Annotated in this window: 13 protein-coding genes; 7 read left to right on the top strand and 6 right to left on the bottom strand. The window is 62.5% G+C overall.

Features of this window, described 5'->3' with window-relative positions:
- Positions 1 to 37: 37 nt before the first annotated feature.
- Positions 38 to 2,338 (bottom strand): fatty acid cis/trans isomerase, encoded by a 2,301-nt coding sequence (locus HU763_RS09815; RefSeq protein WP_186685050.1) that lies wholly within the window; start codon positions 2,336 to 2,338, stop codon positions 38 to 40.
- Positions 2,339 to 2,517: 179 nt separating this feature from the next.
- Between HU763_RS09815 and metH the strand changes: the two genes are divergently transcribed.
- A complete protein-coding gene (gene metH, locus HU763_RS09810; protein ID WP_186684516.1) occupies positions 2,518 to 6,225 on the top strand; it encodes a methionine synthase in 3,708 nt (1,235 codons plus the stop codon).
- Positions 6,226 to 6,385: 160 nt separating this feature from the next.
- Complete coding sequence (locus tag HU763_RS09805) at positions 6,386 to 6,601, top strand: DUF2970 domain-containing protein (protein ID WP_170029270.1); 216 nt, start codon at positions 6,386 to 6,388, stop codon at positions 6,599 to 6,601.
- Positions 6,602 to 6,930: 329 nt separating this feature from the next.
- Here HU763_RS09805 and HU763_RS09800 read toward each other — a convergent pair whose 3' ends face one another.
- On the bottom strand, positions 6,931 to 11,640 hold the full coding sequence (locus HU763_RS09800) for a hypothetical protein (protein WP_186684515.1): 4,710 nt from the start codon (positions 11,638 to 11,640) through the stop codon (positions 6,931 to 6,933).
- Positions 11,641 to 11,740: 100 nt separating this feature from the next.
- Complete coding sequence (locus tag HU763_RS09795) at positions 11,741 to 12,817, bottom strand: ABC transporter substrate-binding protein (protein WP_186684513.1); 1,077 nt, start codon at positions 12,815 to 12,817, stop codon at positions 11,741 to 11,743.
- A 210-nt stretch (positions 12,818 to 13,027) separates the two neighbouring features.
- Here HU763_RS09795 and HU763_RS09790 point away from each other — a divergent pair, with 210 nt between their 5' ends.
- Both HU763_RS09790 and HU763_RS09785 read left to right on the top strand, forming a co-directional pair.
- Positions 13,028 to 14,680, top strand: a complete 1,653-nt coding sequence (locus HU763_RS09790; protein ID WP_170029268.1) for a nitrite/sulfite reductase — start codon at positions 13,028 to 13,030, stop codon at positions 14,678 to 14,680.
- Entirely contained in the window at positions 14,664 to 15,158 is a 495-nt protein-coding gene (locus tag HU763_RS09785) for a DUF934 domain-containing protein (protein WP_186684511.1), read from the top strand. Before HU763_RS09790 ends, HU763_RS09785 begins: the two co-directional genes overlap by 17 nt.
- A 46-nt stretch (positions 15,159 to 15,204) precedes the next feature.
- Here the strand turns inward: HU763_RS09785 and HU763_RS09780 are convergent, their stop codons facing one another.
- A complete protein-coding gene (locus HU763_RS09780) occupies positions 15,205 to 20,646 on the bottom strand; it encodes a dermonecrotic toxin domain-containing protein (RefSeq protein WP_189665666.1) in 5,442 nt (1,813 codons plus the stop codon).
- 263 nt (positions 20,647 to 20,909) lie between these two features.
- On the opposite strand from HU763_RS09780, the gene dkgB reads away from it, so the two are divergent.
- The 3 genes from dkgB to HU763_RS09765 all read left to right on the top strand — a co-directional run bounded on the left by dkgB (position 20,910) and on the right by HU763_RS09765 (position 23,602).
- A complete protein-coding gene (gene dkgB, locus HU763_RS09775) occupies positions 20,910 to 21,713 on the top strand; it encodes a 2,5-didehydrogluconate reductase DkgB (RefSeq protein WP_186684509.1) in 804 nt (267 codons plus the stop codon).
- A 5-nt stretch (positions 21,714 to 21,718) separates the two neighbouring features.
- On the top strand, positions 21,719 to 22,906 hold the full coding sequence (locus tag HU763_RS09770) for an MFS transporter (RefSeq protein ID WP_225931940.1): 1,188 nt from the start codon (positions 21,719 to 21,721) through the stop codon (positions 22,904 to 22,906).
- Between the two features lie 231 nt (positions 22,907 to 23,137).
- Complete coding sequence (locus HU763_RS09765; protein WP_186684507.1) at positions 23,138 to 23,602, top strand: nuclear transport factor 2 family protein; 465 nt, start codon at positions 23,138 to 23,140, stop codon at positions 23,600 to 23,602.
- Here HU763_RS09765 and HU763_RS09760 read toward each other — a convergent pair whose 3' ends face one another.
- A complete protein-coding gene (locus HU763_RS09760; RefSeq protein WP_186684505.1) occupies positions 23,603 to 24,958 on the bottom strand; it encodes an ATP-binding protein in 1,356 nt (451 codons plus the stop codon).
- Positions 24,955 to 25,677 carry a response regulator gene (locus HU763_RS09755; protein ID WP_186684503.1) on the bottom strand — a complete coding sequence of 241 codons (723 nt, stop codon included), beginning with the start codon at positions 25,675 to 25,677 and terminating at the stop codon, positions 24,955 to 24,957. The genes HU763_RS09760 and HU763_RS09755 overlap by 4 nt, the downstream gene beginning before the upstream one ends.
- Positions 25,678 to 25,780 lie beyond the last annotated feature (103 nt).

Here is a 25,780-nt window from a genome sequence, read left to right as displayed (position 1 = left end):
CCGACCGCAGGGTATGCGGAAAGGTCATCCCGCCCGATCAGAGGTTCTCGTAGCGGTTCATGTCCAGCACGCCCGCCTCGACCGGCTCGGTTTCCTTGATGAAGCTGTTCAGGTCATGGAAGTAGCGCCAGAACTCGGGGTGGCTGCGGCGCACACCCCAGCGCATGACGATACGCTCGAAGCGGGCGGTATCATCCTTGGCGTACTCCATGTCCTCGACGAACTCCGGCACATCTGCGGCCGGAATGTTGAAGATGAAGTTCGGGTAGCTGCTGAGCACGCCCGGGTACAGGGTCAGGGTATCCAGCCCTGGCTGGTAGCGGTATGCCTCTCCCAGCAGGAAAGCCACGTTGCTGTGCGCGCGGTTGCGCAGCAGGCTGTACACCTGACGCTGGCCACCCGCCCCTTCGATGCGCAGCATGGTCGCCTCGGGCAGCTGGTTGATCACCTTCAGCCCGGCAGCCGGGCGCGACACCAGGCGGCTGAGCGACTGCTCGACATCACGGAACTCTGCGCTCATCTGCGGCCGCGAGCAGTACGCGCCCTGGCAGCGGTTGATCGGGTCGGGCGCGGCATTCAGGCTGCCGGTGCGCTGCAACAGTTTCAGGCCGAAGTCACGCTTGGGGTCGCGCGGGTCGAGTTTGATGCCGCTTGGGGTGTCGGTGTCGATGTCCTCGTAGTCCATCCACATCTTCACCTTGCCACTGGTCTGGTACCAATCGCCGAGGATCGCCTTGCGCTGGTCGGCCGGCATCAGGCGCAGGAAGTTGACTTCGGCACCGTTACGGATCAGGTCGAAGTACAGGCGCGTCTGCAACTGGTGCGAAACATTGCCGAACACGTCGAAGTTGACCGCCAACTGGTAATAGGTACGTTCGAACAGTGGGTAGTCGAACAGCCACACGGTCAGCGGTACATCGCCGACCAGGCCCTTGGTCACCGAGGCGCTGTCGAAGTGGCGGAAGATACTCAGCAGCGCATTGTCGTTGCCGGCCCACAACGTCGCCCAGCCCGGCGCCGGCATGTCGGCATAGGCTTCGCGACGCAGCTTCTCGTACTCGTTGCGCTTGTCGCGGTAGGCGTGCCACAGGCTCAGCACACTGCCCACGTCATCGATCTGCCCAGGCATGGCCAGTAGCGGCGTGGCCTCGCCCCGGTACTGGGCATCGGTGATGTAGCGGTCATGGGCCGGCTCCTGGAACAACGCCCAGAAGTTGTCGCGGATCACATCGGTGGCGATCTGGCCACGGCATACCGGGCCGCGGATGAAGGTCCGCACGAAATACTCGGCGTTATCCAGCATGAACTGGTAGCGCGCCACCGCCGGGATCGCCTCGAAGGTTTCGAACGGGTTGGCCCGGTGGCGCGGCCCGTAGCCTGGCAGCGCGGTGGCATGCCAGTCGCCGGCGTAGAACAGTTGCTTGACCCGCTTGAGCTTCTGCGGCCCCATCGGGTAGGTGATGTGAGTCTTGTGCACGATTACGCCCTGCACCGGGATCAGGCGGTAATAGAAGTCGGTGCCCGGCGGGTCGTTGGGGCGGCGCGTGGCGATCAGGTCGACCGGCTGCCCGCTCGGTGTGCGCGAGCGCACCCACTGGAAGAAGTGGCCCTGCTCGCCGCCGGCGAAGTAGATATGGGCCAGGAACAGGTGCTCGTACAGCCAACGGCCGACCAGCGCCTCGGTGGAACCGGGGCGGTTGAGCAGCTCTTCCCATTCGGCAATCTGCGTGGCTTCGATCGCGCTTGGCTTGATTGGCTGGTACTCGACCGGCGCCCCGGCGGCCAGCCAGCGGCGCAGGGTGTCGTACTCCTTGTCGGTCAGCCCGGTTACCGCCAGTGGCATGCCCTCCCTGGGGTGGGCGCCGGCATAGGCGTCGAACTCGTGGGGCAAGGGGCACATGTTCTCGCGGTTGAGGCCCAGGACGATGTCCTCGGGCAGCTTGGCATTGGGCGTAAGCGGGGTCTTGTGGCCCAGTTCGAGCATGCGCGCCATCAGCGCGGCCTGGCTGCCCTGGCTGTCGAGCACCGAGTAGAAACCCTTCTTGCGCCACTCGCCCTCGCTGTGGGCATCGTAGAACAGCCGCGTGGTGGGCACCGCCTTGCTGCGGTCGCCCTGGTACACCGGGACCTTGCTCGCCCCGCGCACCGCGCCCTCGGGGCTTTCCAGCTTCAGCTGGCAGGCGGCGTCGTTGCAGGCGTGGCAGGCCACGCATTTCTCGGTGAAGATCGGTTGGATGTCCCGGGTATAGGAGATAGCCGGGCTCGATTGGGGGGCTTGCCCGAACGCCACGCTGCTGATCAACAGCGCGCAAGCGGCGGCAAGGATACGATGCACCATGTGCGGAAAGTCCTGGGTGTTGAAAGCCATCACGTTTTGCCTGGTCGTCCTTGGATGCACCGCTTGCAGACGCCCGCCAACATGAGCAGTTTTCATGCAAATGGGGCGACATGCCTAAAAACCGCGCAGCTTTGTTATGATTCGGCACCTTCTGAAATTTGCCCGACCAGGTAGTTCCTATGTCCGACCGTAGCGCTCGTCTCCAAGCACTCCAGAACGCACTCCAGCAGCGCATCCTGATCCTCGACGGCGGCATGGGTACTATGATCCAAAGCTACCGGCTGGAGGAACACGACTATCGTGGCACGCGTTTCGCTGATTGGCCAAGCGATGTCAAAGGCAACAACGACCTGCTGCTGCTCAGCCGCCCCGATGTGATCGCAGCCATCGAGAAGGCCTACCTGGATGCCGGGGCCGATATCCTCGAAACCAACACCTTCAACGCCACGCAAATTTCCCAGGCCGATTACGGCATGGAATCGCTGGTCTACGAGCTGAACGTCGAAGGCGCACGCATAGCTCGCCAGGTGGCCGATGCCAAGACCCTGGAAACCCCAGACAAGCCGCGCTTCGTCGCCGGCGTACTCGGACCAACCAGCCGCACCTGCTCGATTTCCCCGGACGTCAACGACCCCGGCTACCGTAACGTCACTTTCGACGAACTGGTGGCCAACTACATCGAGGCCACCCGCGGCCTGATCGAGGGCGGCGCTGACCTGTTGCTGATCGAGACCATCTTCGACACCCTCAACGCCAAGGCGGCGATCTTCGCCGTGCAGCAGGTGTTCGAAGAAGACGGCATCGAACTGCCGATCATGATCTCCGGCACCATCACCGACGCCTCCGGCCGCACGCTGTCAGGGCAGACCACCGAGGCGTTCTGGAACTCGGTTCGCCATGCCAAGCCGATTTCCGTTGGCCTGAACTGCGCGCTTGGCGCCAAGGACCTGCGCCCGTACCTGGAAGAGCTGGCGACCAAGGCCGACACCCACGTCTCGGCCCACCCCAATGCCGGCCTGCCGAACGCCTTCGGCGAGTACGACGAGACCCCGGCAGAAATGGCCGCCGTGGTCGAGGAATTCGCCGCCAGCGGCTTCCTCAACATCATCGGCGGTTGCTGTGGTACCACGCCGGGGCACATCCAGGCCATCGCCGAGGCGGTGGCCAAGTACCCGCCGCGCAAGATTCCACAAATCGCCAAGGCCTGCCGCCTGTCGGGCCTGGAACCGTTCACCATCGACCGCCAGTCGCTGTTCGTCAACGTCGGCGAGCGCACCAACATCACCGGCTCGGCCAAGTTTGCCCGGCTGATCCGTGAGGAGAACTACACCGAAGCCCTGGAAGTCGCCCTGCAGCAGGTCGAGGCCGGTGCCCAGGTGATCGACATCAACATGGACGAAGGGATGCTCGATTCCCAGGCCGCCATGGTCCGCTTCCTCAACCTGATCGCTGGCGAGCCGGATATCTCGCGCGTGCCGATCATGATCGACTCGTCCAAGTGGGAAGTGATCGAAGCCGGCCTGAAGTGCATCCAGGGCAAGGGCATCGTCAACTCGATTTCCATGAAGGAAGGCGTCGAGCAGTTCAAGCACCATGCCCGCCTGTGCAAGCGCTATGGCGCCGCCGTGGTGGTGATGGCGTTCGACGAGGTCGGCCAGGCCGACACCGCCGCACGCAAGAAGGAAATCTGCCAGCGCAGCTATGACATCCTGGTCAACGAAGTGGGCTTCCCGCCGGAAGACATCATCTTCGACCCGAACATCTTCGCCGTCGCCACCGGTATCGAGGAGCACAACAACTACGCCGTCGATTTCATCGAGGCCTGTGCCTACATCCGCGACCACCTGCCGTACGCACTGAGTTCGGGCGGCGTGTCCAACGTGTCGTTCTCGTTCCGTGGCAACAACCCGGTGCGCGAAGCGATCCACTCGGTGTTCCTGTACCACGCGATCCAGAACGGCCTGACCATGGGTATCGTCAACGCCGGCCAGCTGGAGATCTACGACGAGATCCCTGCCGAGCTGCGGGAAAAGGTCGAGGACGTCGTGCTCAACCGCACCGCGCATGGCACCGACGCACTGCTGGCCATCGCCGACGACTACAAGGGCGGCGGCGCAACCCGTGAAGTGGAAAACGAAGAGTGGCGCTCGCTGCCGGTGGAAAAACGCCTGGAGCACGCGCTGGTGAAGGGCATCACGGCGTTCATCGTCGAAGACACCGAAGAATGCCGCCAGCAGTGCGCGCGCCCCATCGAAGTGATCGAAGGTCCGCTGATGAGCGGCATGAACGTGGTCGGCGACCTGTTCGGTGCGGGCAAGATGTTCCTGCCGCAGGTGGTCAAGTCGGCTCGCGTGATGAAGCAGGCGGTAGCCCACCTGATTCCGTTCATCGAAGCCGAGAAAGGCGACAAGCCGGAAGCCAAGGGCAAGATCCTGATGGCCACGGTAAAAGGTGACGTGCACGACATCGGCAAGAACATCGTCGGCGTGGTGCTGGGCTGCAACGGCTACGACATCGTCGACCTGGGCGTGATGGTGCCGGCCGAGAAGATCCTGCAAACCGCCCGCGACCAGAAGTGCGACATCATCGGCCTGTCCGGCCTGATCACGCCGTCACTCGACGAGATGGTCCACGTGGCCCGCGAGATGCAGCGCCAGGGCTTCAACCTGCCGTTGATGATCGGTGGTGCCACCACCTCCAAGGCGCACACCGCCGTCAAGATCGAACCCAAGTACAGCAACGACGCCGTGGTCTATGTCACCGACGCCTCGCGTGCCGTGGGCGTGGCTACCCAGTTGCTGTCCAAGGAGCTGAAAGCGGGCTTCGTCGAGAAGACCCGCGAGGAATACGAGCAAGTGCGCGAGCGCACGGCCAACCGCAGTGCCCGCACCGAACGCCTGAGCTACGCCCAGGCCATTGCAGCCAAGCCGCAGTACGACTGGGCCAGCTACCAACCGGCAGTGCCCTCCTTCACCGGCGTCAAGGTGCTGGAGAACATCGACCTGCGCACCCTGGCCGAATACATCGACTGGACGCCGTTCTTCATTTCCTGGGACCTGGCCGGCAAGTTCCCGCGCATCCTCACCGACGAGGTGGTGGGCGAGGCTGCCACGGCGCTGTACCAGGATGCGCGCGAGATGCTCGACAAGCTGATCGACGAAAAGCTCATCAGCGCCCGCGCGGTGTTCGGCTTCTGGCCGGCCAACCAGGTGGCCGATGATGATATCGAGGTGTACGGCGACAATGGCCAGGCCCTGGCCACCCTGCATCACCTGCGCCAACAGACCATCAAGCCGGACGGCAAGCCCAACTGGTCGCTGGCCGACTTCGTCGCGCCGAAGGCCAGCGGCATCACCGATTATGTCGGTGGTTTCATCACCACCGCCGGCATCGGTGCCGAGGAAGTGGCCAAGGCCTATCAGGACAAGGGTGACGACTACAGCTCGATCATGGTCAAGGCCCTGGCTGACCGCTTGGCCGAAGCCTGCGCCGAATGGCTGCACGAGCAGGTACGCAAGCAATACTGGGGCTATGCCCGCGACGAGCACCTCGACAACGAGGCGCTGATCAAGGAGCAGTACCGCGGCATTCGCCCGGCACCGGGCTACCCGGCCTGCCCGGACCACACCGAGAAGGAAACCCTGTTCCGCCTGCTCGATGGCACCGCCATCGGCGAGACCGGGCCCAGCGGTGTGTTCCTTACCGATCACTTCGCGATGTTCCCGGCGGCGGCGGTCAGTGGCTGGTACTTTGCCCACCCGCAGGCGCAGTACTTTGCCGTGGGCAAGGTCGACCGGGACCAGATCGAGAACTACAGCGCGCGCAAAGGCCAGGACATCAGCGTGAGCGAGCGCTGGTTGGCGCCCAACCTCGGCTACGACAGCTAAGGCCTTTGGGCCGCCTTGCGGCCCATCGCGCGACACAAGGCCGCGCCTACAGGAAAATGCAATCCTTGCAGGAGCGGCCTTGTGTCGCGATGGACTGCGCAGCAGCCTCAATAGCTACCTACACTGTCCCTGATTGCCTCTGATTTCCCCAGGAGCCACCATGGACGATTCCAGCCAGGGCAAACCCCCAACTTTCTGGCAGATGCTGCACAGCATCCTCGCCGCCGCTTTCGGCGTACAAAGCGGCAAGAACCGCGCCCGCGACTTCACCCACGGCAAGGCCAGCCATTTCATTGTGCTGGGGACGCTGTTCACCCTGGTGTTCGTCGCCGTATTGATCGGCCTGGTGCAACTGGCCCTGCACCTTGCCCGCTAGCCGTTAGCGTCCTTTCGCCGGCACGATAAAGCGCCTGCGGGATTCCCTCCCGCAGGCGCCTGGCTGCATCACGGTCTTGAAGACAAGTCTACTGGTGACTGACCCAATACACGGCAGTGACCACCACAAGGACGATCAGGCAGAGGATCGCCCAGGCATCGACGCTGCTGTCAGCTTTGCGGACCTTGGTTGAGTTTCCCATTGCATTGCCTCTTGTTAGTGTTATGGGAATGCACTTCGCCACCAGCAGTTAAGACGAGCAATGCCCTTCACTCAAGCAGGGTCGTTCGACTGTCGACGGATGACCTCTGTGGCACCAGGACGGTCAATCATGCGTTGGCTAGGCCAGCATCCCTGGCCACGGCATCATTCATCACCAGCAAGAAGCCATTGGTCCTGTTTTCCAGAACGAATACCCGCAAACCCAAGGCAAGGAAAGCGCGTTCTTTATAAGGGGAATAGGCATTGGTAATGATGACCCGACCCCGATTACGAACAAACGGCATGACATGCTCCTCGACCTTCCTGATGAACTGCACCTCATCCAGGTGGACATCGCTGAAGTGTCCGCTGAGTATGGCCAAGTCCCCCAGGTTGCTTTCGCCCTCGGTAACCCTGAACAGACTCCAGCCGTCCGTTCGAGAAAAGGACGTAGGCCCCCGCTCACCGTTGTGGAGGTAGCTCAGGTAGTTCAGGCCATCGAGGTTCGCCAAGCCACTGCCCAGCAACAACACCGTACCGCCGTTCCCATCCCGGACGACAATTGCCATCGGTAGATCAAGACGACCCAGCTCATTGACCTGCACAGGCGCCCGATGCCGGGTAGAGTTGTTTTGCATGATATAGAACGCGGCGGCGATATAGGCCCTTGCCTCCGCTTCGCCGTTTACCGGGTCTGCCAGGAACGAGGAATCGGGTGAGACCACGATACCTCCGTCGATCAATTTGTACTGTGTTTCAACTGTTGAATAGAAATAGTGCCGCACATCGTCTCGATAACGCCTGACCTGGGGAGAGTTGACAAAGTCGCGTGCGGCGTCGCCATTGGGAAACTGGATTTTCAACGTTTGCGGGTCAAATACGAAGTCAGGGTTATCGACCTGCCAAAGGTCCACCAGTGCCTGTTTGATGGCATTGATGTGGTGCTTGACCCGATCTGGCTGCCGAGCGATTTCAGCCTGCGCCAGGCTAACCAACGGGTTGATATCGTTGACCCTTATTTCGCCGCGAAACCCCGCTGCGCGGACAAAGCTACTGTAAAAACCGCTCCCAGACATCGGCTCCAACAGCCGCGTGATCAGCGGCTGCCCCGCTTGCCGGGCCGTGATCAGGTCGGCGATCAGCGCCCCGTTGATCTGCTTGGCTTCAGAGGTGATTTCCCCCGGCATACGAAAGAAACGTAACGCTGTGATATCCACCGGCAACTGCCAATCGTGGTGAAACAATGCCACTTTGGCGGCGATATTGGTGCTGTCGGTGCTCTCCCGCACCCTGGCCGGAGCACTGGCGAGGCGCCTGGCGAAATCTGCACGGCGATTGAAGGGCCTTACGAAGGGGTAGAACGGGTTGGTCGACTTATGGGTGCCGCCAGCGAGACTGAAGGTATTCTCGTGCACTGAGCCAAGCAAACCCAGCGTACGGGGAAGCTGCTGCGCCCCGGGCCTGGGCCATGGCCGCCATGGCAGCTCATCACCATTGTCCATACCTCCTGGCAAGGTGCGCGCAGGTTGCCATATGCCCGACGGCAGTCGATGCAGCCATACACCACCGCCGGTACCACCAGGCCGGACCACCTCTACTTCCAGCGCCCCCGGCTCAGCGGGTTTGATCCGGTAGAACGTGGTATTCAGCCCACGGAAGGCGATGTAGCTCGCGCCGCCTCCGGTGCCTGCAGCATTGTCGTCATGGTAGATACGCGCCAACGGGTCTCGGACGTGCATCGCTGACAACCTGGCTGACACGGCAGCGCCTTGTACCGGGCCGTCAACCAACCCCGCGACAGCTTCCACAGGTTCCTGCAAACGGCGCCATTCACCGTAGCTACAGAGCAACAGCGGCCCGTGCAGCGCACCCGGCCCCTGCACTCGCCATGCAGGGCCTTCCTGCCGCAACTCAAGCGCCCCTGCTGCCCATGGCAGCCAGGTCTTGCTGCCTTCCCGGGTCAGCCCGTCGGCTCCCGGCACCCCGTTCAGTGTCACGGCCTGCAGCCACGTGCCCAGCTCCGGATCGCGGCGCGCATCCACGCCTTTGAGGCTACCTTGCGCAGGCGCGTTCTCCGCGCCGGACAGTACTTTGTCCATCACGGCCCGGTTCAGTGCCTGCGCATCACCGATGTTGACATCAAGGCGTTCACGAACACTGTCATCCATGATTCGCAGCAGCACATCGCTCAGCGGCGCCGGGGTATCCTTGGCCGGCGTCACAATGTCCGCACCGACGAGTTCCCCCCTGTATACATAGGCGCCCTCTTCACCCTGGCGCTGCAGGACCAGCACCTGCGATGCCTGCTCGTGCCCCCAGGCCGCGACGGTTCTGCCACCGTCAACCACCCTCAGCGCAACACGCTGCCCAAGGCCACGGTCAATGAACAGGCGCAGCAGCCCGCCCAGGTACAGCGATTCAGCACTCTGAGTCAAAGATTGCAACCCAGCGGGCCCTGGTGCGCCGGCCAACGCGGCAAGGTCCGCCTGGTGCCTGGCCTTGGCCAGGTTTGCTGGGCTTCCTGGCTGCGCAACACAGCGCTCGCAGTGTGCGCTGACGCTGCGTGCGGCGCTACCCGACAGCCGCCCCTCCGGGAGGTTACGGCTGCCCTCTATCGACACTGCCAGCAAAGTGCCTTCCCCCTTGGGTACACTGGTGCGCGTTCGGGTGTCATGGTGAATGGCCCGCTGCAAAAGGTAGGCTTGCTGTGGTCGTTTGAACTGCGTTGCCGCATCTTCCTTCAAACGCGCAGCCACCTCACCGCGTCTGTCGCTGAGCTGAGCGGGCCCACTGGGTTCTTGCACATAGAAGAACAGCGAGTCGACGGTTTCGTCATTGCGGTTGTCCTGGCCGGTACCGTAATGCCACCTGCCATGGCGGGTCAGAACGACTTCACGCCGCACTGCGCTTTGGCCGTCCGCGGTCGCGCCTTCCGGCTCAAATACCCTGAGTGGGTGACCCTCGGCGTCCTCGACGCTGAGACGAATATCCAGGCGTTGCGCAAGCCAAGCCACCACCGGCCATTCCACGGTTTCTGGCAATTGCCGATAACGCGGACCGCCCAGCAGCGATACCGTCTGCCCTGTCAACTCACGGGTCATCACCTCACTGGCTGCGGCAGCGAGCGCCATGTCCATCGGTGCCTTTCCCTGCCACATGGCATTCAAAGCCTTGTTGCCGACCCGCGCGTGGCTCAGCAACAAGGCCATGCTCTCATCCCCCAAGGTTTGCAGCGCCGGCGGCAACATGCTGCGCAAGCGCAGTGCCGCAGTAGCGGATGACACACTGACGCCATCAGGCTCAACAGAAGGACGAGCACGCCCAGGCAAAAGGGCTCGATTGAGCTGATCGAGCCTCGATCTGACCAGCCTGCCAGCCTTCCCGAGGAGCTGCATTTCCAGCACGGTCTCGAAAAAGTCCACGAGCACTTCTGCCGCCTCATCCCATTTCGATTGCACCAGGCTCTGAGGCAGGTCAACCGCCAGTTGCTTGGCAAACATGACCTTGAACAGCAAGGCCCTGCCAGGGAACTTCACTTTGCCCGGAACCGCGATCAAGACGACCTCCAGGATGAAGGCAAGCACCTCGGCACCGATGCGCAGGGCATGCTCCAGGCTACTGTTCTTGTTGGGCGTGAAATGCTCCTTGACCTGCCCCACCAGCAACGCGGCATAAGTGCTTGCCAATTTGCTGGCAACCGAGATCCGCGACAACGGAAATGCTGCAGTGAAGCGTACCTCACTCGCTCCACGCTCATAATCCGCCTTGCTTGCGTATATGCCGGCGCCGTTGGCCCAATACGCGGTTGCAGGATAGGTATCACTGTATGGCAATGGTTGGGGCATTCTCGCGCTGACCGTCAGCTGCGCCGAGGGCGAGAGCAGCGACCATGACCACCCCGAGCGCCCGCGTCGAGTAGCCCATAAGTCGCTTCGAAACGCTTTGGTAAACACCTGCATCGCCGTGAAGCCTTGCGCGGCATCCGCTAGGAAAAGCCTGCCCTCGGGCAAGCCACTGGCGTAAATGTAAATGCCGCTGGCGGTCTTCAACGCAAACACTGGCAGGTCATGCCTTTCTACCCTCAACATGAAGTTGCCTTCATGCTGCAACTGGCCCATTATCGGTAGGCCGCTGGCACTGACTTGCAGTTGCCGGTACTGCTCAGCAGTAATCGCCCCCTCTTTCAGGGCGTTGAGCAACGAGATCTCGAAGTTGGCATTCGCTTCACCCCTGATCGTCGAAGCGACCTGTTGCTGAAGCAGCCAGGCATCGCATCGGCTAGCTATCGCTTCTCCTATGTCCAGCTCACGCCCCATGCTGACAATTTCATCGACCGTCAGCAGATTGCCATCCAGCTTGGCAACAGCATCGCCGTTGAGCGTCAGCCAGCTGTTGTCGACAAAATCATTGGCATCCCGGGTCAGGCGGGGCTGCGCAAGCTGGACAGGCGTGCCCCGGGAGAGCCAGGCCCAAAGCGGCTCGCTGACCGCAGGTTGTTGCGCACGGGCGGTATGAATGCACACATCATCCACCTGTACATCACGCCCACACAGCGAAGTGAGGTAAGCACTGGCTTGCGCCTTGACGTCCTGAACAATCTTGATGAGCCCATCGGTAGCCACCCGGGGCGTAGCATACAAAGCGTCAAGGCGAGCGCGCTGCGCTTTGTTCAACCGCCCGTAGAACCGCTCGATAGCCCCCACGGCCTTGGCCATCAGGTCAGCTGCGTTGCGCTCATCAGCTGTCAGCAGAATGGGTTCATGACCACTGGGGTAGAGGGTGATGATCGGCTCAACCTCAGCGGGGCTCATAGTGTTGGCAACAGGCAGATCTGACATGACAAACTCCTTTGTTTTGGAAGCTGTCATCTGAACCGAACAACCCTACCGCGCCGTGGTAGTTAACTATGCCCGCGCCTGCCAGTACCCGGCTCCCCGCTCAAAAGTCCATGGGCGCCTTGAGAAACGGGTATTGGTAATCGGCCGGCCGCCCTAGGGCACTGTAACGCTGGAAATCGACCCCATAATCGGCCCGTTCCCGCAGTTTGAGCCAACGTTGCGCCTTGGCCTGGTCGATCGACTGCAACACTGGCACGCGGTGCTCGCGCAGGCCATCACGGTTCACCGTCAACCCTTGGGCATCGTCGTGCAGCATCACCATGGCCCAGCCGCCGAGGGTGAAATGCCCGCCCAGCAGCACACTCAGGCGCCCGTCGATACGCGCACGCAGGGCTTCGGGCGAACTGTTCACGGTACCGAACAGCACGTCATGGCCCGGTCGGCGCCCAGCCTCTTCGAACGCCTGCATGGCACCAAAGGCCATCTCGTCATTGGCCGACCACACCAAGCGGGTGTCCGGGTAGCGCTCCAGCAATTGCTGCGCCTGCTCGTAGGCGCGCTGACGGTTCCAGCCACCATATACCACCTGACGCAGGCGCACCTGAGGGCAGTCGGCCAAGGCGCGGCGCATGCCCTCTACGCGCAGCTGTGAGGCCGGGGTGGTATTGACCCCGGCAAAGGCCACCAGGTCCACTGGCCCACCGTCACGGGGCAGTTGCGCGACCATCTGATGCAACATCTGGTAGCCTGCCTCCTCATCGTTGCTGACCAAGGTTCCCAGGGGCTCGGCATACTTGTCGGGCTGGGCCTCGATGCTCAGCGCCTGGCTGGTGGTGAGGCCGTTGTTGACCAGGAACAGCTTGACCCCGGTGCCACGCGACAGGCGCATGATTTCCGGGGCTACATACTGCTCGTTGACCAGTACCAGGTAGTCCGGCCGCTGCGGCCCGTCCAGGATCGCCCTGGCGTGGCTCAGCGCCTGGTCGGCACGGCGCTCGCTGTACTCGACGCGCAGGGTCATGCCCAGCTCGTCTGCGGCGGCCTGCATGAAACGGGTATAACTGGTCCAGAACGTCTCGGTGGACAGCCCTGGGTTGAGAAAGACCACCGAAGCCGGTTGCGCACTTGCCGCCAGCGGCAGAATCAGACACAAGCTTTGGCACAACGCCTTGAGCATGGGTAATCCCTGCAAAACAAACCAAGGATTATAAACGCTGGGGCGCAGCCAGCGCACAAATGGCATTCAGTCTCACATAGTCCGTTTGGTTCTTTTCATATGCAAAAACATCACTTTAGCGCATAAACGCAACCTGCTATCGTTCCCCGGCTCCGAAGCGGAGTGCGCGGCCGTGCGCGCGAATAGCTGCATGCCTGAGACAGGACTTTTATGTACGTATACGACGAGTACGATCAGCGGATCATCGAGGACCGCGTCAAGCAGTTCCGTGATCAGACCCGCCGCTACCTGGCCGGGGAACTGAGCGAAGAAGAATTCCGCCCTCTGCGCCTGCAGAACGGCCTTTACATCCAACGTTTCGCACCCATGCTGCGTGTCGCCGTGCCGTACGGCCAGCTGAACGCCCGCCAGGTCCGCACCCTGGCCAAGATCGCCCGCGACTACGACAAGGGCTACGCCCACATCTCCACCCGCCAGAACGTGCAGTTCAACTGGCCGGCGCTGGAAGACGTCCCAGACATCCTCGCCGAGCTGGCCACCGTGCAGATGCACGCGATCCAGACCAGCGGCAACTGCCTGCGCAACACCACCACCGACCAGTTCGCCGGTGTCGCTGCGGACGAGATCATCGACCCACGCCCCTGGTGCGAAATCGTCCGCCAGTGGACCACCTTCCACCCGGAATTCGCCTACCTGCCGCGCAAGTTCAAGATTGCCATCAACGGTTCGCAGGAAGACCGCGCCGCCATCGAAGTGCATGACATCGGCCTGGAGCCGGTGCGCAATGCCGCTGGCGAACTGGGCTTCCGCGTGCTGGTCGGTGGCGGCCTGGGCCGTACGCCGGTAGTCGGCTCGTTCATCAACGAGTTCCTGCCCTGGCAGGACCTGATCAGCTACCTCGATGCCATCCTGCGCGTCTACAACCGTTACGGCCGCCGTGACAACAAGTACAAGGCGCGGATCAAGATCCTGGTCAAGGCCCTTACCCCGGAAGTGTTCGCCGAGAAGGTCGAGGCCGAAATGGTCCACCTGCGCGGCGGCAGCAGCACCCTGACCGAAGCCGAAGTGCAGCGCGTTTCGCGCCACTTCGTCGACCCGGACTATCTGGCCCTCGACAATGTCGACTACAGCGCCCTGGATGCCGAATACCCAGGCTTTGCCCGCTGGCGCTCGCGCAACACCCGCGCCCACAAGCGCCCGGGGTACGTGGCCGTGACCCTGTCACTCAAGCCCACCGGCGTTGCCCCGGGCGACCTGACCGACAAGCAGCTGGATGCCGTGGCCGACCTGGCCGAGCGCTACAGCTTCGGTTTCCTGCGCACTTCGCACGAGCAGAACATCATCCTCGCCGATGTCGAGCAGCGCCAGCTGCACGCACTGTGGCTGGAGCTGCGCGAGGCCGGCTTCGCCACCCCGAACATCGGCCTGCTGACCGACATCATCTGCTGCCCGGGCGGTGACTACTGCTCGCTGGCCAACGCCAAGTCGATCCCGATCGCCGAATCCATCCAGCGCCGCTTCGACGACCTGGACTACCTGTTCGACATCGGCGAGATCGACCTGAACATTTCCGGCTGCATGAACGCCTGCGGCCACCACCACGTGGGCCACATCGGCATTCTCGGCGTGGACAAGAAGGGCGAGGAGTTCTACCAGGTGTCGCTCGGCGGCAATGCTGCGCGAGGCGCGAGCCTGGGCAAGATCCTCGGCCCGTCCTTCGCCCAGGACGACATGGCCGATGTGATCGAGAAGCTGATCGCCGTGTACGTCGAGCAACGTACCGAGGAAGAGCGTTTCATCGACACCTACCAGCGTATCGGCATCGACCCCTTCAAGGAACGCGTCTATGCAGCGAATCATTAAGAACAACCAGATCGTCGACGAAACCTGGCACCTGCTGCCCAAGGAGACCTCGTTCGACGAGCTGACCAACTGCGACGACTACATTGTCCCGCTGCAGATGTGGCGCGACCATGCCCATGCGCTGAAAGCCCGCGACGGCGGCCTGGGCATATGGCTGGACAGTGATGAAGAAGCGGAAGAAATCGGCGACGACGTGCACCACTTCCAGGTCATCGCCCTGAACTTCCCGGCTTTCACCGACGGGCGCAACTACTCCAATGCGCGCCTGCTGCGTGACCGTTACGGCTTCAAGGGCGAGCTGCGGGCCATTGGTGACGTGCTGCGCGACCAGCTGTTCTTCATGGCCCGTTGCGGCTTCGACGCGTTCGCCATCCGTGCCGACAAGGACCCGGAAGACGCGCTGCAAAGCCTGAAAGACTTTTCGGTGACCTACCAGGCTGCCACCGACGAGCCGCTGCCGCTGTTCCGCCGCCGCTAACCGCCCCAAGCCATGGCCCACCCGCTGTGGGCCATGGCTTGAATACCTAGCCTCGGCGGCTTGGCGGTTTTCGAATCGCGACCACGTTCCCCTCTTCTTCCCTGGCTCGTTGCAATTGCAGACGCCCCAAGGCTTCGCGCAAACGAACCATTACCGCCTCACTCAAGTGATTGTCTTCGAGGTTGACCGTTTGAGGCTGTGCCTCCACCCAACGCAGCGCATCCTCGTTCAAGGCAGTGATGTGATTGCCACGCAAGTCCACACTCAGGCCTGGATGATTCAGCATCAATTGAAGCGGGAAAGCCCTCAATCCAGTGGCACGCAGGGACAAATAACGCAGGTGGACGTTGTAACGCAGCGGTGGGACGCTGCCTAGCGGATTCCCCTCCAGACTCAGCACCTCTAGTCTTGAGAACCACTCCAGTCGCGATTCGCTTACGGCGTCAAGCACAATAGCGTTATGGTGCAGGTATAGCTGGGTCAACCTTGCCAAGCTATTCAGGTTTTCCGGAACCACGCTCAATCGGTTGCTACCAAGGTTGAGAATGTTCAACCGCGCCAGGTTACCGATAGCGCGTGGCAGGTCGGTCAACAGGTTGCCACCGAGCTGCAGGTTCTCGAGCGCTGACAGCGAACCCAGCCGCTCTGGAAGCTCACTCAACTGGTTGAAGGCCAAGTCCAGGCTTGTAAGGTGGGTCAAACGATCGATACCGGCCGGGAATACCTCCAACCTGTTACCACTGAGGTCCAACTCGACCAACTGCCCCAGGCTTTCGAGGCCTGACACTGTATCAAGCAGGTTGCCCCCAAGGTTCAAGCTGCGCAGGTGCGGCAAGTGCTCCAGCCCTTGCAGTCGGGAAATACGGCTGCCCGACAGGTCGAGCAGTTCCAGATTGGGAAAGCGCCGTAGAAAATCACCCTCAATGACCGTGAGCTGCTGGTTGCACAGCGACAATGTACGAAGCCTGTCGAAGCGGATACCCACCGGAAGCTCCGGCAGCGTGCTAACCGATAGTCCCTCGATAGCAGGATTGAAGGCTGGGCCTTCACCGCGCAAGCCTGAGTACCAGACCTGACGCAATGTCTGCGCAACCGAGAAGCGCGCGTGATACTCCGCATCGGTCGACGAGCCTTGCCAGGTTTCGAGGCTTTGCTCCAATTGCCTCGACAGCCGGGTAAACGCTCGAAGGCCAGGCCCATGGGACGGCGCAAAGTGCCACCACGCCCAGCCATTGCCACGTGCCAGTTCCAAGGTCAGTGCACGCTCTGCCGCCTGGCGCTGGGCGACAATCCTGTTTACAGCGTCCATCGGGGCATGCGCCTGACCCGGCTCGGGCTCCAGTGCAGCTAGCTGCGGCGCGTATTCCTGACGAATCGCGGCGAATTGGTCGGCATAAGCGCCACGGACATATTCTTCCCAGAAAAATTGCCGCGACAGAAACTGGCTCAACGTCTCAGGCGTTTCAGCTTCATACACCATGGCTTCGGCTTCTGACAGCACCTCAGGCGTTACACTGCGAACGTGTTGCAGGTTCAGGTAGGTCGGTTGCCCATGAATGCCCAATGCGTCAGCCAGGCCCACTCTGAAGGCGAGGTAGACGTCATTCGAACTGGCTTGGCCGGGCACCAAGCGCAAGCGCTCGATATGCTGAGTTGCAAATCGGTTGACTTGCTCCAGCCGGAACAGCTCACGAGCCAGATCGCGCAGCCCCCGTTCCACCCGCCGCCCTCTCACTCCTTCGGTGCGCAATGCAACCTGAAGCCTTGTCACCAACACATCGAGATCGGCGCGTCCGCGCGGCATCGCAGCCTGGCGGAACATGGCACTGCGGACAACCGCATTGTGCTGCATGGTTTCGAGCAACTCGCCCACCCGTCGGCGCATTTCTACCGGTTGGCGCATGAACTCGGGAGCCCCCAGCAACTCTTCGAGATAGGCAAAAAAGTCGGCGCTGCCCTGCTCGGCGCGCAACGCTTGCCAAGCCCCCCTGCGCCGGCTTGCTTCCTGCCCACTCACACCTTCCAGCCAACGGTCCGACTCGTGGGTAGCGGGCTGCTCAGGTAATGGCCGCACGGGTGGCAGCCACACCTGCTCGTTCATCCGTTCCAGTGTGGCCGGGGGCAGCGGGTTGCCTTGCAGGCGCACCCTGTCAGGATGGGCGTTCAAGAATGCCAGCTGAGCTTCATCAATGACACCGATACGGTTGTCGCGCAGATCGATCTGCTCCAGCACACCCCGCTGCAGCAAGTGCAGGGGTATGCTTCGCAGCCGGTTGCCACGCAAATGCAAGTGTCGAAGCGTGCTTGGCAAGTGCAGCTGTGGCACGACATCCAATTCGTTGAAATCAAGATCAAGAGTGGTCAGGTGGCGCAAGCCAGCCAGCTGCCGATTGCTCTGTTCGTTTATCACGATCCGGTTATGCGCCAGCCGCAGCTCCTCCAACCCAGGCGTGCGTTCGAACGTTGGCAGTGCAGTCAGCTGGTTACTCGCCAGGTTCAGCCTGGTCACATTCGGGAAACGAGACAGAAAGTGCTCAGGAACATTAGTCAGTTCCAGATCTGCCAAGGTCAGTGTGGTCACATGATCAAAGCTGACGGTATCGGGCAAGTCAGGCAGCGAGCTCAGCCGTGAATGTTCCAGGATCAACGCGAAGTGTCCGGCCTCGTCGCGGGTTCTGCGGCGCCAGGCGTTACGAATTCGCCGTGCCATGCGGGCCCGCCTCAGCAGTTGCATAGGGCCGGATGATTGCCGCCGCCATCGGCCCAATGCCTGATCGAGGGCACGCAGTTGCTCATTCAGGCGCAGATGGTAGTTCCACGGCGTCAACCCGAGGCTTCGCGCCCTGTCGATAAGGTCGACAAATGCCTGATCGTCCAGTTCCGGAAACAGTCGTTGCATACCGCGGCGCAATGCACGAAGGCTGCTTTCACCCCGTCCGCTCAACGGATAGCCTAGACGCCCGTCACCCAACCGGACCGGCGGCCTGAAACCTGATGCGATGGGTGCCATGCCAAGCACGGCGGCCACCCGTTCACGCCGTTGGCTTGCCCAGTACGACAACGCATCAGCCAGCGCCTGCGGGCTCTCGGCAGCCTGGCCCAATCGCTTGCGCTGCCACGGATCCAACAGCAGCATCAGCGCGTCGAACAAGCTGCATGACGCCGAAGAGGACGACAGAGTATCCGCAACCCGGCCAACCACCTCATAGCCGTGGGGCGTGCGCACCAATGTCCGGACTTCATCTGCCGTGTCAGCGCCGACGTGGGCGATCGTTTCGCCGGTCATCGAACCAAGCCGTACTTCAACCCGGGTCCCCCGCCAAGGCGCCTCGTCGCCGATCAGGCTCAACGCCAACTGCTCGGTATCGCGATTGACGGCTGCAGCCTGACGCAGCCCAGCGCAGGCGCGATCCAGCCGCGCATCATGCAGTTGCCAGCGCGCTTGTTCGGCCAAGGCCAGGGGAACACGCTGGTGAATCTGTAGTTGTTCGCGCTGATGCTCCCCGGCATGCTCGATGATTTCGCGCGCCGCCCTGATCGAAAGGCCTGGGAAGTCCCTGCGCAATACGGCCTGCTCTGGGGTAGCGACGCCTTGCAGAGCCTGCAGGTGCTGCTCGAACCCGTCGTCGCGCAGCCATGGCAGTTCGGTATGCAGGCGATGACGTTCAATGGCGTCGAGCAGCCGTGCCGGTGGCGGCGCATCATCGATGTGCAAACGACGCAGGTGGTCTTCATCCAGGCCGGTGGCAAGCAGCACATCGTTAGCAACTTCGGCATCCAGCTGCGTCAGATCAGTGGCAAGGTCTTGCAACAGCTGCACGCGGCCTTCCCACTCATGCGGCCTTTCGAGTTCATGGCGCCAGGCGCCAGCACCGTTGTCTTCGAGAATCGGCGCATAGGCCGAGGCACGTTGCGGATGGCGAATACGACGCTGCTGCGATTCCGGCTCCAGGTAGGTTTGATAACTTCCGACGGGCGTGCGTATCACCTCGCCTTGATCCGCCGACGACAGCACGCCCGTAACGCCCTCGGCCTCTACCGCATAGCCGGGCAACATCGGGTCGCACAGTTTCAAGGTGTGTTTGTCGGTCTGTACAGGCACCAGCTCATCGACATAGGCTGCCCTGGCCAGCCGCTGGGCTGCCAGGCCAGCGCCGACATTGACGCCGGTCATGATCACTGTTTCGGCAACCGAGTAGAGGTGTTCCAGCGCCCCTTGTCGATCGCCCAGCTGCCAATCGGCATACCCTTCATATACCTCGTCGGCTACCTGCAGCGCAGTGATCCCCAGCAACGGCAGCGCCAGCGCCGGCAACCCGAAGCTGGCCAGGCCCAGCAGGTCGAGCGCGCTTTCGAGGTAGAAATGCAGGCGCCGGTCACGCTCCTGCGCATCCACGTCGGCAGTGGGTACCGCCAGTACCTTGGCATTGTCCAGCAAGGTCTCGATCTGCTGATTGCGCAGGTACTCGAACAGCGGCTGCTCGATCACTTCGTGACGACCATCGAGACGAACCGGAACGTTCCCATCACCTTGCTTCAGAGCCTCTTCCAGCGCACGGGTATACCCCTCACGATCCCGTTCGCTGATGAAACGCTGGAAGAAACGGACATACCCTGGCAAGCGAAACTGTTTACCCATCGTCAGGAACAGTTGCCCCCACGTTGCATACCAGGTAAGAGCGCCATGAGGATCATCGGGTACCCAGCACAGCAGCCCCGTGTGCGAACTGTCGGGTGCTGCAACTTCGAATACCACCACCCCTCGCGCCAGCTTGCCGAACACACGCAATGCATGGGGCTGTAAACCTGTACTTGCCGCTGGCTTGGCAGCCACCAGCGAGACCAGCGGCAGGCAGTGTCGGGCAATTTCCCCGTTGAACAACGACAGCCGTAGCGCCGCCTCCAGCGCAGCCCGATAGCTCTCCTCGATAAGGGCCTGCAACTGCTTCCCGGGCTCACCGTCTGGCTTCAGTTGTTCACGCAGATAAGCCTGGTATTGCCCACCCAGGTCAAGGGAGCGGCACAAGGTGTAGAACGCCTGTGGCGAAATACCTGCCTCCTGGCCTTGCGCATCCTGCACCACGGTACCTTGCAGAATGGCGCTGGTGAAGGTTTCGTCCTCGGTGAAGTTATGCAACGCTGCCGCCAGCAGGCTTTGCTGGTGTATTCGTTCCCGGACGCCATCCGCAATGGTCGCGACATGCGATGGAAAACGCTGCAGAGTGCGGCGGCGCAACATCGCGCGGCGCACATCCAGCGTCAGGCGATGCCGGGCTTGCAAGGCCTGCTGCAACAACGGGGCGGCGAAGGCATCCAGCGGCGTGATGCTCGCCAACCGCATGTGCAATTGATGCTGTACCTGCTGTTGCCATTGCTGGCTCGCATGCAGCGCATACAGGTTATCGAGCGAGGTCGCAGTCAGCCAGGACGGTAAACGGCTGGCGATCAAGGCGTCGGTCGAGCCATCGGTCAAGGGGGGCTGGTGCATCTTGGTCTCCACGCAAAGAAAACCGCATTGCATCAATGCCCGGCGTGGACGAGGCGGTATCTATAGCAATCCGCCTGGCTGTCACGCGCTGGCATTCCCCAAGGCGACCGGTTCGACAGTCATGAGTACGTGGCGACTCTTGACTTCAAAGCAAAAGATCTTGGCACCACGCCCCCTTAATCATCTCCCATCAACCCTGCACACTGGCTTCACTCACGCAGGCGACACGCCTGGGTCAACTGTTCTTTGCCAAGGAGCGTTTCATGAGCATCCCTTCTTTCGGTCTGGGTACTTTCCGCCTGACGGGTCAAGCCGTAATCGACTCAGTCAAGTCGGCCCTGGAACTGGGCTACCGGGTCATCGACACCGCACAGATCTACAACAACGAAGCTGACGTCGGCCAGGCCATCGGCGAAAGCGGCGTGCCGCGCAGCGAGCTGTTCATCACCACCAAGATCTGGGTCGACAACTACGCCGCCGACAAACTGATCCCCAGCCTGCGCGAAAGCCTGCAGAAACTGCGCACCGACCATGTCGACCTGCTGCTGATCCACTGGCCAGCCCCAGGCAACGGCGTTGAACTGCCTGAATACATGGCCGCCCTGGCCGAAGCCAAGGCGCTGGGGCTGACCCGCCAGATCGGCGTGTCCAACTTCAACATCGAGCTGACCCGCCAGGCCATCGAAGTGGTCGGCAAAGGCGAGATTGCCACCAACCAGATCGAGCTCAGCCCGTATCTGCAGAACCGCAAGCTGGTTGCATTCCTCAAGGAACAAGGCATCACCGTCACCTCGTACATGACGCTGGCCTATGGCAAGGTCCTGAAAGACCCGGTACTGGCCGACATCGGCGCCAAGCACAAGGCCACGGTCGCCCAGGTGGCACTGGCCTGGGCCCTGCAGCAGGGCTACGCGGTGATCCCGTCGTCGACCAAACGCGAGAACCTGGCCAGCAACCTGCTTGCCCAGAGCTTGCAGCTGGACGCCGATGACATGGCCCGGATTGCCACGCTGGAACGCAATGGCCGCGAAGTCAGCCCCGACGGCCTGGCCCCGGCCTGGGATTGATCGCCATGACCGCTCATGCAATGAAAAGCGGCCGGGTGCTCTTCGCCCTGGCCATCGGCGCCTTCGGCATCGGCACCACCGAGTTCACCCCGATGGGCCTGCTGCCAGTGATCGCCCAGGGCGTCGATGTAAGCATTCCCAGTGCAGGCATGCTGATCACCGCCTATGCCATCGGCGTGATGCTCGGCGCACCGGTAATGACGTTACTGTTCAGCCGTTTCGGCAAGCGCGCAGCGCTGATGGCGCTGATGGCCATCTTCACCCTGGGCAACCTGCTGTCGTCGCTGGCACCGGACTACTACACCCTGCTCGCCTCGCGGCTGGTCACCAGCCTCAACCACGGCGCGTTCTTCGGCCTTGGCGCGGTGGTAGCGGCCAGCGTGGTACCCAAGGAGAAACAAGCCAGTGCCGTGGCGACCATGTTCATGGGCCTGACCATCGCCAACATTGGCGGCGTGCCGGCCGCCACCTGGGTCGGCCAGCAGGTCGGCTGGCGCATGGCCTTTGCCGGCACCGCCGCGCTGGGCCTGCTGGCCATGGCCGCGCTGTGGTTCGCCCTGCCCAAGGGTGAGCGCGGCAGCGTGCCGCATGTGCGCAGGGAGCTGGCCGTGATCGCCCGCCCCAGCGTGTTGCTGGCGATGGCTACCACCGTGCTCGGCGCCGGTGCCATGTTCACCTTGTACACGTATGTCGCGCCGGTGCTGGCCGAACTGACCGGCGCCTCGGACAGCTTCGTCACCCTCGGCCTGGTGCTGATCGGCGTCGGCTTCACCCTGGGCAACAGCCTGGGCGGTCGCCTGGCCGACTGGTCGCTGGATGGCGCAGCGCGGATCTTCCTCGCGGCGCTGGCGGCAATCATGCTGCTGATGCCGCTGGTACTGGGCAGCCATATCGGCGCCGCCCTGGTCTTGCTGGTGTGGGGCATGTTCACCTTTGCCGTGGTGCCACCGCTGCAGATGCGGGTGATGATCGCGGCCATCGAGGCGCCGGGGCTGGCCTCGTCGATAAACGTCGGTGCCTTCAACCTGGGTAATGCCCTGGGCGCTGCGCTGGGTGGTGCGGTGATCAGCCTGGACCTGGGCTATGCGGCGGTGCCGATGGCCGGCGGTGTACTCGCGGCAGCCGGGCTGCTGCTGGTTTGGCTGGGCGGGCGCAGCAAGGTCGTGGGCGAAACCGCTGCCGACGCGGGCTGATCGCGGCCACTTGCAGAAGCGGCCTGGTGTCGCGACAGGCCTGCGTAGCAGCCCCAGCAATTGCCGTTTTGATCAGAGAATGCGGGGGCCGCTTTGCGGCCCATCGCGACGCAAGGCCGCTCCTACACATTGTTCCAGGCAATGCAATTATGAAGTGCCAGGCACATCCATTCTCTGGTCACGCAGCGGCGGCTAAGCTCCTCACCAGTCAATCGACCCGAGGAGTAACCCATGTCTCGCCCACCCCTTCCGCCTTTCACCCACGCAAGCGCGATCGAAAAGGTCCGCCTGGCCGAGGATGGCTGGAACAGCCGCGACGCTGCCAAGGTCGCGCTTGCCTATACCGTCGACACCGTGTGGCGCAACCGCGTCGAGTTCCCCCGCGGCCGCGCCGAGGTCGAGGCCTTCCTGACGCGCAAATGGAACCGCGAACTGGAGTACCGCCTGATCAAGGAGTTGTGGGCCTTCAGCGGCAACCGCATTGCCGTGCGCTATGTCTACGAGTACCACGACGACAGCGGCCAGTGGTACCGCGCCTATGGCAACGAAAACTGGGAATTCGCCGACGACGGGCTGATGCAGAACCGCCATTCGAGCATCAACGAACAGCCCATCAGCGAAGCCGAGCGCAAGTTCCGCTGGCCGTTGGGCCGGCGCCCGGATGATCACCCCGGGCTCAGCGAACTGGGCCTCTGATCAGCCAACCGGCAGCGTGACCCTGACCTCCAGGCCACCACCCGGGCGGTTGCTTAAGGTCACGCTGCCGCCCTGCTCCAGCACGATGGCTCGTGCTGCCGGCAGGCCCAGCCCAACGCCGCCGGTATTACGGTTGCGCGAACCTTCGATGCGGTAGAACGGGGCGAATACCTGTTCGTGCAGCTCCGGCGCGATGCCCGGCCCGCGATCCTGCACGCTGATTTCGATCTGCCCGGCATTTGTCGCCAGCGTCACTGCGGGGTCACGGCCATACTTCGCGGCATTGTCGATCAGGTTGACCAGCACCCGCCTGACACCCACCGGGCGCCCCTCGTACACGCAGCGACGTGGCCCGCTCAGCCCCACCTCCACACCGGCATCCCTGAAATCGTCCACCACGGTCGACAGCAACTCGCCCAGGTCGAACACGGTGGCCTGTTCCAGCCGAGCATCGTCACGGAAAAACGCCAACGCCGCTTCGACCATCGCTTGCATCTCGTCAACATCCTTGAACAGCTTGGCCTGCAACTGGGCATCGTCAATGAACTCGGCGCGCAAACGCATGCGCGTCAAGGGTGCGCGCAAGTCATGGGAAATGGCCGCAAGCATCTGGGTGCGGTCGTTGAGAAAGTGCTTGAGCTGCGCCTGGGTAGCGTTGAACGCGAGAATCGCCTGGCGCAGGTCATGCGGGCCGACCACCGGAATCGGCGGCGCGTTGAAGTCCTTGCCAAAACGCCGTGCACCTTCGGCAAAACGCTCCAGCGGCTTGGCCAGGTAGCGCGTGGCCAGCAAGGCAACGGCCAGGCTGGAGAGCAGCATCAGGGTCAGGATGATCAGGTTGCGTGGCAGCTCATCCAGCCCCCAGCTACGGGCAGTGGCGCGGAACAGCACCCACGACTTGTCGCTCAGCTCGATCATCAGCGCATAGCCGCGCTCAGGAGCGTATTCCGGCATGTCGGATGGCTCGAAGGCTTCGATCCTGGCATCCGGGCGCTTGAGCAGCGCGCGCAGGATCGGCGTGCCCTCGCTGAACTCGGCATCGACCAGCGCTGGCACGCCCGCTTCGTCATGACGGCGCAGCCAGCGCACCGAGTAGCTGCCATCACCCGCCGCGCTGGCGATGTTGGCCCGCTCTGCCAAGGGCGCGACATCGAGAATTCGGGTAACCGTTGCGACCTTTTCAATCACTCCGCTTTCCAGCAGCGGTGGCTGCGCCCAGACACTCAGCAGCAGGCTGAACAGGCCTTTGAGCAGCAACAGGAACAGCATCGCCGTCAGGGTGGTCAGCGCGATCCAGCGGGCAATGGTGATCTTTGGCCGTGGCAGGGCCCGGCGAGCCCGGGCAAGCAGGTTCATCGCCTGGCGACCGTCGGCGTGAACAGGTAACCGGCGTTGCGCAAGGTGCGGATCAAGGGCTCGTGGCCATGCTCGCTTTCAAGCTTGCGGCGCAGCCGGCTCACCTGGACGTCAACGCTGCGGTCATAGGCCTCGTAGGCATCGCCACGGGCCAGGTCCAGCAACTGCTGGCGGCTGAGCACCCGCCGCGGATGTTCGGCGAACACCAACAACAGTTCGAATTCACCGTTGGACAAGGGGATCATGACGTTGGCCGGCGAACGCAATTCGCGCCGCACCACATCCAGCCGCCAGCCAGCAAACTCGAGAATCGCGCAGGCATGGCCCGCCCCGCCAGCGGCTGCGCGATCGGCCGCTTCGCCGGCACGCCGCAGCACTGCCCTGACCCGCGCCAGCAGTTCACGGGCAGCGAACGGCTTGGTCAGGTAGTCATCCGCACCCAGCTCCAGCCCCACTACCCGGTCACTCAGTTCGCCCATGGCGGTGAGCATGATCACCGCCACCTTGTGCTCGGCCAGCAAGCGCTGGCACAGCACCAGGCCGCTATCGCCAGGCAGCATCACGTCAAGAATCACCAGGTCTGGCACCCGCCGTTCGACGGCCTGCCAGAGCGCTTTGCCGTCCCTGGCCACGTCAACCTCGTAACCGTGCTGGCGAAGAAACTTCTGTAGCAGGTCGAGTACTTCGACATCGTCGTCGACTATCAGCAAATGGCTCACGAAAACCCACCAAAACAAGATATCAAGCCGTACTTTAAGGCCTTCCTCCGCTAGCCGTCATATATTTCAACCTGGTAACAAAGTGTCGACGCGGAGACAATCC

It is taken from the genome of Pseudomonas anuradhapurensis, from assembly GCF_014269225.2.
Lineage (GTDB): Bacteria > Pseudomonadota > Gammaproteobacteria > Pseudomonadales > Pseudomonadaceae > Aquipseudomonas > Aquipseudomonas anuradhapurensis.
This window is presented reverse-complemented; position numbering and strand designations above follow the sequence as displayed.

Coding starts and splice junctions, on each gene's coding strand:
- HU763_RS09800 (WP_186684515.1), bottom strand. CDS start 11,640: ATGTCAGATCTGCCTGTTGCCAACACTATGAGCCCCGCTGAGGTTGAG.
- dkgB (WP_186684509.1), top strand. CDS start 20,910: ATGAGCATCCCTTCTTTCGGTCTGGGTACTTTCCGCCTGACGGGTCAA.
- HU763_RS09805 (WP_170029270.1), top strand. CDS start 6,386: ATGGACGATTCCAGCCAGGGCAAACCCCCAACTTTCTGGCAGATGCTG.
- HU763_RS09790 (WP_170029268.1), top strand. CDS start 13,028: ATGTACGTATACGACGAGTACGATCAGCGGATCATCGAGGACCGCGTC.
- metH (WP_186684516.1), top strand. CDS start 2,518: ATGTCCGACCGTAGCGCTCGTCTCCAAGCACTCCAGAACGCACTCCAG.
- HU763_RS09815 (WP_186685050.1), bottom strand. CDS start 2,338: ATGGTGCATCGTATCCTTGCCGCCGCTTGCGCGCTGTTGATCAGCAGC.
- HU763_RS09770 (WP_225931940.1), top strand. CDS start 21,719: ATGACCGCTCATGCAATGAAAAGCGGCCGGGTGCTCTTCGCCCTGGCC.
- HU763_RS09795 (WP_186684513.1), bottom strand. CDS start 12,817: ATGCTCAAGGCGTTGTGCCAAAGCTTGTGTCTGATTCTGCCGCTGGCG.
- HU763_RS09760 (WP_186684505.1), bottom strand. CDS start 24,958: ATGAACCTGCTTGCCCGGGCTCGCCGGGCCCTGCCACGGCCAAAGATC.
- HU763_RS09765 (WP_186684507.1), top strand. CDS start 23,138: ATGTCTCGCCCACCCCTTCCGCCTTTCACCCACGCAAGCGCGATCGAA.
- HU763_RS09785 (WP_186684511.1), top strand. CDS start 14,664: ATGCAGCGAATCATTAAGAACAACCAGATCGTCGACGAAACCTGGCAC.
- HU763_RS09780 (WP_189665666.1), bottom strand. CDS start 20,646: ATGCACCAGCCCCCCTTGACCGATGGCTCGACCGACGCCTTGATCGCC.